This window comes from Sphingorhabdus sp., assembly GCF_023910635.1.
In the GTDB taxonomy this organism is placed as follows: domain Bacteria; phylum Pseudomonadota; class Alphaproteobacteria; order Sphingomonadales; family Sphingomonadaceae; genus Sphingorhabdus_B.
The window spans coordinates 1-11,127 of the sequence record NZ_JAAVVZ010000039.1 but is presented as its reverse complement, the minus strand read 5'-3'; the positions used below and the strand labels follow the sequence as shown (position 1 = coordinate 11,127).

General features: G+C 57.3%; 8 protein-coding genes. 5 read left to right on the top strand and 3 right to left on the bottom strand.

Features of this window, described 5'->3' with window-relative positions; all coding sequences use genetic code 11:
• The first annotated feature begins 337 nt into the window (after positions 1-337).
• The 3 genes from HEQ34_RS13560 (at position 338) to HEQ34_RS13550 (ending at position 5,071) form a co-directional block, all read left to right on the top strand.
• Entirely contained in the window at positions 338-1,375 is a 1,038-nt protein-coding gene (locus HEQ34_RS13560; protein WP_296201382.1) for a quinone-dependent dihydroorotate dehydrogenase, read from the top strand.
• Between the two features lie 44 nt (positions 1,376-1,419).
• Positions 1,420-3,165, top strand: coding sequence for a gamma-glutamyltransferase (gene ggt, locus HEQ34_RS13555; RefSeq protein ID WP_296201380.1), 1,746 nt, complete (start codon positions 1,420-1,422; stop codon positions 3,163-3,165).
• A 145-nt stretch (positions 3,166-3,310) separates the two neighbouring features.
• Complete coding sequence (locus tag HEQ34_RS13550; RefSeq protein WP_296201384.1) at positions 3,311-5,071, top strand: long-chain fatty acid--CoA ligase; 1,761 nt, start codon at positions 3,311-3,313, stop codon at positions 5,069-5,071.
• Between the two features lie 42 nt (positions 5,072-5,113).
• Here the strand turns inward: HEQ34_RS13550 and HEQ34_RS13545 are convergent, their stop codons facing one another.
• Positions 5,114-5,854, bottom strand: a complete 741-nt coding sequence (locus HEQ34_RS13545) for a TlyA family RNA methyltransferase (RefSeq protein ID WP_296201378.1) — start codon at positions 5,852-5,854, stop codon at positions 5,114-5,116.
• Positions 5,855-5,900: 46 nt separating this feature from the next.
• Between HEQ34_RS13545 and HEQ34_RS13540 the strand changes: the two genes are divergently transcribed.
• Entirely contained in the window at positions 5,901-6,425 is a 525-nt protein-coding gene (locus HEQ34_RS13540) for a hypothetical protein (RefSeq protein WP_296201376.1), read from the top strand.
• 480 nt (positions 6,426-6,905) lie between these two features.
• Positions 6,906-8,780, top strand: coding sequence for a signal peptide peptidase SppA (gene sppA, locus HEQ34_RS13535; protein WP_296201375.1), 1,875 nt, complete (start codon positions 6,906-6,908; stop codon positions 8,778-8,780).
• A gap of 14 nt (positions 8,781-8,794) precedes the next feature.
• On the opposite strand, the gene HEQ34_RS13530 is transcribed toward sppA, so the two are convergent.
• Both HEQ34_RS13530 and HEQ34_RS13525 read right to left on the bottom strand, forming a co-directional pair.
• The gene (locus HEQ34_RS13530) at positions 8,795-9,727 is read right to left on the bottom strand and encodes an EamA family transporter (RefSeq protein ID WP_296201373.1); all 933 of its coding nucleotides are present in this window, start codon (positions 9,725-9,727) and stop codon (positions 8,795-8,797) included.
• Positions 9,724-10,740, bottom strand: a complete 1,017-nt coding sequence (locus HEQ34_RS13525; protein ID WP_296201372.1) for a low specificity L-threonine aldolase — start codon at positions 10,738-10,740, stop codon at positions 9,724-9,726. The genes HEQ34_RS13530 and HEQ34_RS13525 overlap by 4 nt, the downstream gene beginning before the upstream one ends.
• Between the last annotated feature and the right edge of the window lie 387 nt (positions 10,741-11,127).

Genomic DNA, 11,127 nt, shown 5'->3' with positions numbered 1-11,127 from the left:
CCCTGCGCTTGCCGCCTTGCACTGAACAATATGGCCTCAAACCGCGAAGGTGGATTTAAGTGGTCCTGACCCTAGCTTCGTTTGAACATGCGCAGGGCAGAAGCCAAAAAAAAGACCCGCAAAAGCGGGTCTTTAAAGGAAAAGAACTTTTGTCTTTCGACAGCAAAGTCCTCGGGTCGCCCCGCCTATATGTAAAAATATGTAAAACTGCGATTGCACAGAATCGTCATTGCACGCACATTGTTTTGACAATTTCGGCCAAATTGCGGTAAAATGGTCTAGCCAGACCGCGAACGGAGCGTTGCACCTAGCGTGATAGTCGTGAATAGACCCAGACATGTTGTACCAGTTCGCACGCCCCCTTTTGTTCAAAGCTGACGCCGAGACCGCACATAATCTGTCGCTGGCTGCACTAAAAATGTTGCCGATTCCGTCGCTTGGTTCGCATAGCCCGATACTTGCGCAGACATTTGCGGGCGTGCGGTTTCCTAACCCCGTTGGCCTTGCACCTGGCTATGACAAAAACGCAGAGGTTCCTGTCGAAATCCTGCGACTCGGTTTTGGATTTACCGAGGTGGGGACGCTGACCCCGTTACCACAAAAGGGCAACCCAAAGCCGCGGCTGTTTCGCCTATTGGAGGACGAAGCTGTCATCAACCGCATGGGCTTTAACAATGAAGGCCAGCAGGCGGCAATATCGCGGCTGCGCAATATTCCAGATAAAGCGCGTAAGGGGCCGATTGGTATCAACATCGGTGCCAATAAGGACAGCGCCGACCGTGTGGCGGATTATGTCATTGGCGTGCGCAATATGGAGGCGTTGGCAGATTATTTGACCGTCAATATCAGCTCGCCCAATACACCGGGCCTTCGGGCCTTGCAGGACAAGGCTGCGCTGGATGACCTGCTGGCGCAGGTGATGGCGGCGCGGATGCGGGATACGCCTGTGTTCTTGAAGGTTGCCCCAGACCTACAACCCGCCGATATCGACGATATTGTTGGCGTAGCCCTATCGCGGGGCATCGCTGCGTTGATTGTGTCCAATACGACGATATCGCGCCCCGCGCTGGTATCACGCCATGCAGGCGAGGCAGGCGGCCTATCGGGTGCGCCGCTGCGTGATATGGCGCAGCAACGCATCGTCGATTTCCGCAAGGCAAGCGGCGGACAGATGCCGCTTATTGGCGTGGGCGGCATTGCGTCAGCACAAGACGCCTATGCCCGCATCCGCGCTGGGGCGTCTTTGGTGCAGATTTACAGCGCTTTGGTGTATCAAGGGCCTGGCCTCGCGCGCACGATCAATACGCAGCTTGCGGGCCTTTTGCAGGCCGATGGGTTTGCCAACATAGCCGAGGCAATTGGCGTCGACGGATAAATCTGCGCTTGGCTTTATCCGCGGAAGGCGGCTAAGTTGCGGACATGAAAAAATCATTGTTCGCGTTCACCGCATCCGCCATCCTTTTTACCCAAGCGGCAACCGCCGAAAATGTCGGCGTCACGTCTTCTGCTGATCCTCGGGTCACAGAAGCGGGAATGGAAATGCTGCGCCAGGGCGGCTCTGCCGCTGATGCGGCGATGGCGATGATGCTTGCGCTGACGGTGGTTGAACCGCAATCGAGCGGTATCGGCGGCGGCGGGTTCTTGCTGTATCAGGACAGCGCGAAAGGTGTGCTGACGACAATAAACGGACGGGAAACCGCGCCAGCGGCGGCGAAAGCCGACCGTTTTGTTGGACCAGATGGCAAACCACTTGGCTTTCTTGCGGCGTTTCAGGGGGGGCATTCTGTTGGCGTGCCGGGCAACATACAACTGATGGCGCAAACGCACCGCAAATGGGGCAAGCTGCCGTGGGCGACAGTGTTTAAGCCTGCGATCCGCCTTTCGGAAAAGGGTTTCATCGTCAACAAAACGCTGGAGTCACGGTTGCAGGGCATTCAGCGGCTTTGGTCCAATTTCGACGAAGCGCGGGCGATGTATTGGCGTAATGGCAAGCCAGTGCAAGCGGGCACGAGGCTTAAAAATCCAAAGCTTGCGGCGACGTTGAAGCTGCTGGCAAAAAAAGGGCCTGACGCTTTTTATTCAGGGACGGTCGCAAGCCAGATTGTGAATGCTGTCACTACCAGCAAGCTGAACCCTGGTGACATGACGATGAGCGATCTCGCGCAATATCGTGCCAAGGAGCAGCAGGCCGTGTGCGCGCCCTATCGGGTGTATGTCGTGTGCGGCATGGCGCCGCCTTCGTCGGGCGCAACCACCGTGCTTCAAATTTTGGGCACGTTGCAGCGATTTGATTTGACTGCCACGGGCAAGGATAGCCCCAAAAGCTGGTATCTGATTGGCCAAGCGATGCAGTTGGCCTATGCAGACCGCGAAAAATATCTGGGCGATGATGCCTTTGTCGATGTGCCAGTCGCCGGGCTTTTGAACCCCGAATATATACAACAGCGCTCGGCGCTGATTGATCCGGAAAAGGCGCGTAGTGACTATCCTGCTGGCAAGCCGCCCGGTGCCACACCGCGGACAGCCGCGATTTCCAGCGAAGTGGCTGGCACGACGCATTTCACGGCAGTCGACGCCAATGGCAATATCGCCAATATGACGTCAACTATTGAAGGCCCCTTCGGAAGCCAGCTCGTCGCAGGCGGGTTCTTTTTGAACAATGAACTGACGGACTTCACCTTTGCGCCTGAAAAGGACGGTGCGCCCGTTGCCAACCGCGTTGCGCCGGGCAAGCGGCCATTGTCATCCATGTCGCCCACGATTGTTTTTGATCGTGAAGGCCGTGCGGTTCTGGCGCTGGGTTCGGCGGGTGGCAAACGGATCATCATGCATGTCACGAAAACATTGATTGGCGTAATCGATTTTGGCTTGCCATTGGATCAGGCTATTGCGTTGCCGAATATCTATTTTGGCGATGGCGGTCTTGAGGTCGAGCAAAATACCATGCTGTCGGCGATGGCCGATGGGCTTGGTACATTTGGGCAAAAGGTCCGCCCGGTCGATCTGGGTTCAAAGGTTAACGGTGCGCAGCTTGTCGGCAATAGCTGGACGGGTGCCTCTGACCCACGCAGCGAGGGCACCTCGTCTACCATCGACGCCAAGGGCAAGGTGAAAGTAACTGTGCCAAGATCAGTCGATGAAGCACCGACCGAGGATGTCGGTTAACGCCAACGGCACGTTGCACCCAACCCGTTGGCGCGCTAGCGTGATTTTTTGAGAGTCCTATATTGGTCTGCAAAATGTTCCTTAGGAGAGAAGAGTGGCTGCCGAGCAATTCGACGATTTTGATAGCTTTCCTAATCTTGTAACAATGTTTTTCGCACGTGCGCGTCACCGCGGCGATGCGCCATTTTTATGGGCAAAACATGATGGCGCCTGGCATTCGATCAGCTGGTCGGACGCTGCCCGGCAAGTTGCCGGCTTTGCAAAATCGCTTCGTCGGCTGGGGCTTCAAAAGGGCGATCGGGTGATGCTGGTGTCGGAAAACCGGCCCGAATGGTGCATCGCCGACTTGGGTATCATGGCGGCAGGTTGCGTTACCGTGCCGACCTATGTCACCAACACCGAACGCGATCATCAGCATATCTTGGACAATAGCGACGCGCGCGCCGTCATCGTATCGACGGCCAAGCTTGCCAAGACATTGACGCCAGCGGCAATGCGATCGTCGCAGGCGGAATTTATCATTGATATGGACCCTCAGCCAGCGATGCAGCAGGGCCAATTGTCGATGCATCACTGGTCCGATATGGTCAAAGGCACCGATGCTGATGTGCGCGCCAGCGAAGCGGCGATGGCGTCTGTTACCCGCGACGATTTGGCATGCATCATTTACACCAGCGGTACAGGCGGCGCACCACGCGGCGTGATGCAGCATCATGGCGCGATTCTGCACAATGCCGACGGCGCGGCGGCAGTCCTGCGCGAAGACTTTGGCTTGGACGAAGAAGAAGTGTTCTTGTCGTTCCTGCCTTTGTCGCACGCGTATGAACATAGTGGAGGGCAATTCCTGCCGATCGGCGTTGGCGCGCAAATTTATTATGCCGAAGGCTTGGAGAAGCTGGCCTCCAACATCGAAGAAACGCGGCCGACGGTCATGGTGGTGGTACCGCGTCTTTTTGAAGTCCTGCGCCAACGGATGATCAAGGCCGTCGAAAAGCAGGGCAAACTGCCAAATTATCTGCTCGACAAGGCGCTCACCATCGGAGAGCGTGACTATTCAGGGCGCAAGCGCCTCGTCGATGCGCCGATGCGATTGATTTTATCGCGCACGATCAAGCCAAAGATTCAGGCGCGCTTTGGCGGCCGGATGAAGGCCATGGTGTCCGGTGGCGCACCGCTGAACCCCGACATTGGGGTGTTCTTCCAATCCTTGGGGATTACCCTGCTGCAAGGCTATGGCCAGACCGAGTCCGGACCCGTCATAAGCTGCAACCGGCCAAGCGCAGGTATCAAAATGGACACCGTTGGTCCGCCGTTGAAAAACACGGAGGTCATAATCGCCGAGGATGGCGAAATATTGGTTCGTGGACCTTTGGTGATGAAGGGATATTGGCGCAACAAGGCCGAAACCGACCGCGTTCTCATTGATGGTTGGCTGCATACGGGCGACATTGGCCATATTGATGATGCTGGCCGGATTGCGATTACCGATCGCAAAAAGGACCTGATCGTAAACGATAAGGGCGACAATATCGCGCCGCAAAAGATCGAGGGCATGCTCACGCTTCAGCCCGAGATATTGCAGGCGATGGTGTCAGGCGACAAAAGGCCCTATATTGTCGGGCTCATCGTGCCAGATCCCGAATGGGCGTTGGAATGGGCGCAGGCGCAGGACATGAAATACGACTTTGCCGACCTGCAAGCCAACCCCCAATTCCGCGCCGCTGTGCGCGCTGCGGTGGATCGCGTGAACGCGGATGTTTCGGTCACCGAAAAAGTGCGCCAGTTCGAATTTGCGGATGAGCCCTTTTCCATCGAAAATGGCGAGATGACACCCAGCATGAAAATCCGCCGTCATGTCATTCGTGAACGGTACGCGCCGCGAGTCAACGGCATGTACAAGGCTTAGGCCGCGGCCTTAGGCCGTGGACGCCGTCTTGTGCATATGGGCTTAAGCATTTTGCGCCCATATCAGAAATTCGACATTGCCTTGCGGCCCGGTGATAGGGCTGGTTGTCAGGCCGTGTACTGTCCAATTTTTTTCGACCAACCACATTTTAATCTCGTTGCAAACGCGTGTGTGCACGCCTGCGTCCCGCACAACGCCGCCTTTGCCCACTTCTTCGCGGCCTGCTTCAAATTGTGGTTTAATGAGCGCGATGAGCTGCGCCTTGCTTTTGGCGAAGGATAATGGCCGATCAAGCACCTTGGCTAAGCCAATAAAGCTGGCGTCGCAGACGATGAGGTCGACCGGCTCGGTTATGTGTGCGTCGGTCAAGATGCGCGCGCTGGTTTGTTCATGGACAATGACGCGCGGGTCCTGCCGCAGTTTCCACGCGAGCTGGTTTGTGCCGCTGTCGACGGCGTAGACGCGGGCTGCGCCATGCGTGAGCAGCACATCGGTAAAGCCCCCCGTCGATGACCCCACATCCATGGCAATGTTGTGGGTGACATCAATGGCGAACGCATCAAGCGCATGTGCAAGTTTAATGCCGCCGCGCGATACCCATGGATGGTCGCTGCCCCGCACGCTGATGTCGGCATCCTCAGCGATTTGCTGTCCAGGCTTTTGCGCCTTCACATCGCCAATATAGACAACGCCCGCCATGACGAGCGCCTGTGCGCGAGTCTTGCTTTCGGCAAGGCCGCGATCAAGGATGATTTGATCTAATCGTGTTTTTTTGGTCGCCATGCCGCAACGCGCTAGCGCAGCGTCGGCTATTTGGCCATAAGACAAAATGATGCAAACTCGTCACCTAACTCTCTTCGCCGCTCTCGGCCTTGCCGCTTGCGCGGCGCCACTCCCTCCAATTGCGCCGCAGACTGTGTCGGCACCGCCAATGGTGGTTGCCGCGCCACCGCCGCGATTAACGGGTGATTGGAATGACTGGCCCTTTACGCCCGGCATTTGGACCTACCGCCGCGATGGCCGCGGTTCGGTTGCGCAGTTCGGCGCGCCGGGACGCAACGCGACCATCAACTTTCGCTGCGATGCACAGAACCGCCGCGTCACATTATCGCGTGAAGCATCTGCTCCGGGTGCGCGCATGGTCATCCGCACCTCGTCCATGACAAAAACGATGGCAGCGACAGCAAGCGATGCAAACCCGGCCTATTTGGCGGCCGACATCGCAACCACCGATCCCATCTTGGATGCCATGGCCTTTAGCCGTGGCCGCGTGTTGGTTGAAATGGAGGGGCAGCAGCCCGTCATTCTGCCGACATGGGCGGAAATCGCACGAATAGTTGAAGATTGCCGATGATAATAACGGCGCAATTTATCGCGGCGCAGAACCATAATTTTTGGCAGAAAAAAAATTTATTACAAGACTTGTTTGTAAGCGCAGTTTGATTCACTTTCGAACCTGCGGAGGGCAGGTAAATGTTTGATGCAAGCAAATTTCATTCAACGAAAGGAGGTGATCCGATGTCTCATGGTTCAGTTAAGAGGTCGGGCAATTCCGTTCGGGAGATCGGCCGCTGAATAAGTCGGCTATGCCGATCACGGCATGAAAGCAACTTCCGGCAGCGGGCGTCCGACCGCTGACCCATGTTTAAGGGCCGCTGGATCATTTTAGCGGCCCTTTTCTGTTGTCCGCGTCGCTTCTGCGCCCTTTGCCGCCCCAATTTCAGGCGTTTCCGGGCCGCATGATTTTTCCATGGGAAAACTTTTTGTCGAACATTGGTGGAAATTGCTGCTGAAATGCTTACATTCGACGTAAGATTCTGAAGGATATCAAAAAATGCAGTTTATGCGCGTTAGCTGGAAAATTTTGGTCGGTGTGAAGGACCTGCTTGTGCTGGTGTTTCTGGCGCTTTTCTTTGCGGCCATTTTTGCGCTGTTGAATGCAAACCCGAACCCAGCGATGGTTCGCGATGGTGCATTGCTGCTAAAGCTTGATGGCGTGGTTGCCGAACAGCCTGCCGAAATCGACCCGCTGATGGCGCTGACCTCGTCGGCGTCCCCTGTCGGTGAAATCCGTCAACGCGACGTCATTCGTGCGTTGAAGCTTGCCCAAAGCGACGAGCGCATAAAAGTGGTTGTATTGGACATGGAACGCTTCATGGGCGGCGGGCAAGCGAGCCTTACCGCAATTGGTGATAGCATTGATGCGGTCAAAAAGGCGGGCAAGCCCGTTTATGCCTTTGCAACCGCATATACCGATGACAGCTATCAATTGGCTGCCCACGCAACGCAGATCTGGATGGACCCGCTTGGCGGTGCATTATTGGCAGGCCCAGGGGGATCGCAGCCTTATTATAAGGGATTGCTCGACCAATTGGGGGTAAAGGCCAATATCTATCGCGTGGGCACGTTCAAAAGCGCCGTCGAACCCTTTATGCGGTCTGACCAGTCGTCGGAATCGAAAATGGCGATCAAGGGCGTGTATGATGAGGTGTGGGGCCAATGGAAAGCCGACGTCGCCAAAGCCCGCCCGCAAGCACAATTGGATCAATTGCTGACCAATCCCGCTAATGCGGTTGAGGGGGCAAAGGGCGACCTTAGCCAGTTGGCGCTGTCGACAAAATTGGTCGATAAATTGGGCGACAAAATCGCCTTTGGAAAATTCATCGCCAGCAAGGTTGGCGCCGATGAAAAAAAGACGACCGGTGGCTTTGCGCATACGCCTATGGATGCGTTGCTGGCCAGTTACGGCCCGCCATCGGCTGGAGAGCAGATTGGCGTTGTGACGGTCGCGGGAACCATCGTTGATGGTGAGGGCGGCCCCGGCTCAGCGGCTGGCGATACCATCAGCGCGCTGATTTATGAGGCACTTGATACCAAGGATTTGAAGGCACTTGTCGTACGCGTGGATTCGCCCGGTGGTTCAGTGACGGCGTCCGAAAAAATCCGCCTCGCGATTGCCGCGGCTAAGGCCAAGGATATTCCCGTTATCGTGTCCATGGCCAATCTGGCGGCAAGCGGCGGGTACTGGATTTCGTTGCCCGCCGATGTGATATTTGCCGACCCTTCAACGATCACGGGCTCTATCGGTATCTTCGGGGTGCTCCCCAGCGCCGAGGCGGGTCTTGCGAAAATCGGTGTGAATGCCGACGGGGTCAAGACGACGCCCTTGTCTGGTGAGCCCGATGTCCTGAACGGCTTCAGCCCCGAATTTGACCGCGTGGCACAAAGCGCGATTGAAAATGGCTATCGCCAGTTTCTGACCCGTGTTGCCACAGCGCGCAAAAAGACAGCAGAGCAAGTGGACGCCGTGGCACAAGGTCGTGTGTGGGCCGGTGGCACCGCGCGCCAGCTTGGCTTAGTCGACCGGTCAGGCAATATGAACGATGCTCTGGCGGAGGCGGCAAAGCGGGCGGGGTTGAAACCGGATGGTTGGCATGCGGTTTATATCGAACCGCCTACCAGTTTTACCGACACGCTGCTTCAGGGGTTGATGCCGAAGCAGGCGCAATTGAACGCACCGATGGATATATTTGCCCATGCCGCATGGCAGCAAAGCCTGTTCATGCAACGCGTCGCGGCTGACCTGGAAATGCTGACGGGCGTAAAAGGCGTGCAGGCAAGATGTCTTGAATGCGGTGACTTCGCACCGCCTGCGCCTGCCGCAGCGGAAAGAACCTGGCTTTCGGTTCTACTGAAGGCATTCAGCTAAACGCGCGGTGCGGGCTAGGTCCTGACCCTAGGCGCCTGCATCGCCACGACAAGACCGAGCATGGCCAACCCCCCGCCCGCCAGCGCCAGCGTTGACCAGACATAGCCTTCGAATATCGTCGACAGGATCATCGCGACCACGGGAATGACGACGCCGGTATAGGCCGCCTTGCCGGGGCCAATGTCGCGGATCAGGCGGAAATAGAGCGGGAAGGTTACGACCGTGCCAATGATGCTTAAATACAGGACGCCGCCGATATAGCCGGGACGCATGTCGATAACGGGCGGACCATCCATGATGAAGGCAAAAATGCTATTGCCAATGCTGCCCCACAACATCGACCATGCCAGTATCGTGATCGTTGGAAAACGCGCGATCCGTGGTGTGACCTGAAGCACGTTGGACACAGACGCCGTCGCCACCGCGCATAACACCAAAGATAGCCCAAGCAGAACATCCGCCCCGCCAACAGGTGCGGCGCGATATTCCTGCAACATCAACAACCCCACCCCGACGCTGGCAATGACGGAGCCCAATTTGAACGCCCCGCTTATCGGCCGCCCAAGCCAATATTTGGCCAACAATGCATTGGGTACAATCAACAAGGCGAACACCACCGCAACCAGCCCGGATGTCACATAATGTTCGGCCGTATAGACAAAGTTAAAGTTCATCCCGAATTGCAACAGGCCAAGCAACATCGTCCAACCGACCATCGGCCGGTCAATTTTCAGCGGCTGACGCATCACAAGGGCAAGGATGAACATGCCGATCGCGGCCACGACGAAACGATAGGTCACTGACCAGGTCGTGGGCACCGTACCCAATTGATCGCGGATCACCAACCAGGTCGACCCCCAGATCAGCGACGTCACCATGAAGGGTATCCACACCCGTGGCGCAAGAAAACCGGGTTCTTCGGCGCGTCCCCCTCCGGCGACGCTCACAAGGCAGCAATCGCGCGGGCCAACGGGGCGACGTCGGATTCGGTATGCTGCCAACTGGTCACCAGCCGCGCCGCGCCCCATATATCGTCGACCACGCCCCAATCGTAAAAATCAAAGCCCTGCGCCCGTAATGCAGCAGCCTCCAAAGGTGTTAGCCGCAGGAACACTTCATTGGCTTGCACAGGGTATAGCAAGCGATCACCCGCCGCCTGCGCAATGACCATCGCTGCGGCATTGGCGGCGCGCGCATTGTGTAGCCATAAATCGTCCTTCAGCATGGCGAGCAATTGCACCGCAAGGAACCGGCCCTTGGACTGCAAATGCCCGGCACGTTTGCGGCGATAGCGCGCGGCATCGGCGAGCGCTGGGTCAAAATAGACCAAAGCCTCCGCCCCCATGCCGCCATTTTTGACAAAGCCGAAGCTTAAGATATCGACCCCTGCGTTCACCGTGACATCGGCTGGCGCGCATCCCAGTTGCGCCACCGCATTGGCAAAACGCGCGCCGTCCATATGCAGGCCAAGCGTGCGTTCGCGGCATAAGGCCCCCAGAGCCGCGACCTCGGCTGGGGTGTAGACCATGCCATATTCGGTGGCGTTGGTGATCGACACAGCGGCGGCCTGCACCTGATGCACATCGTTGCGAATGGCGTCGAGCGTAGTGGCGACGGTCGCGGGCGTTAATTTTGCACCTTCGCCGTCAATCAACATCAATTTCGCGCCAGCGGTGTAGAAACCCGGCGCGCCGCATTCGTCGACCTCAATATGCGCCTCCCGATGGCAAATGACGCCCTGATGCGGCTGCACCATGGATGCAAGCGCAAGGCAATTCGCGCTGGTGCCCGTCGCCACCCACAAGACGGCAACATCGCAGCCAAACACATCGGAAAACGCCGCATCCAACCGCGCGCTATATTGGTCACCGTCATAGGCGGTGTCGACATGGTTGGCATCGGCCATGGCTTGCATGACGGCAGGATGCACCGGGGCGGCATTGTCGGAAAAGAAACGCATAAGCAGCGCATGACGGGAAAACGCGTGCGGCGTCAAGGGGGTAAGGGAAGGGGGTTGCAAATCCTCCCCCATCGGGGGAGGGGGACCGTCGCAGACGGTGGAGGGGCACGTTCAGGGTATCACCACGCCAAAAGGTCAGGAGAACCGGAGCGTGCCCCTCCACCATCCTTCGGATGGTTCCCCTCCCCGTGCCGGGGAGGAATTGCAACCACCCAGCCCCTCTCCCCCTGAAGGGGGTGAGGGGAGCTTGCCGAGATTAAGGCAAAGGCGGGGTTGAATTCCTCCCCCACCGGGGGAGGGGGACCGTCGTAGACGGTGGAGGGGCACGTTCAGGGTATCACCACGCCAAAAGGTCAGGAGAACCGGAGCGTGCCCCTCCACCATCCT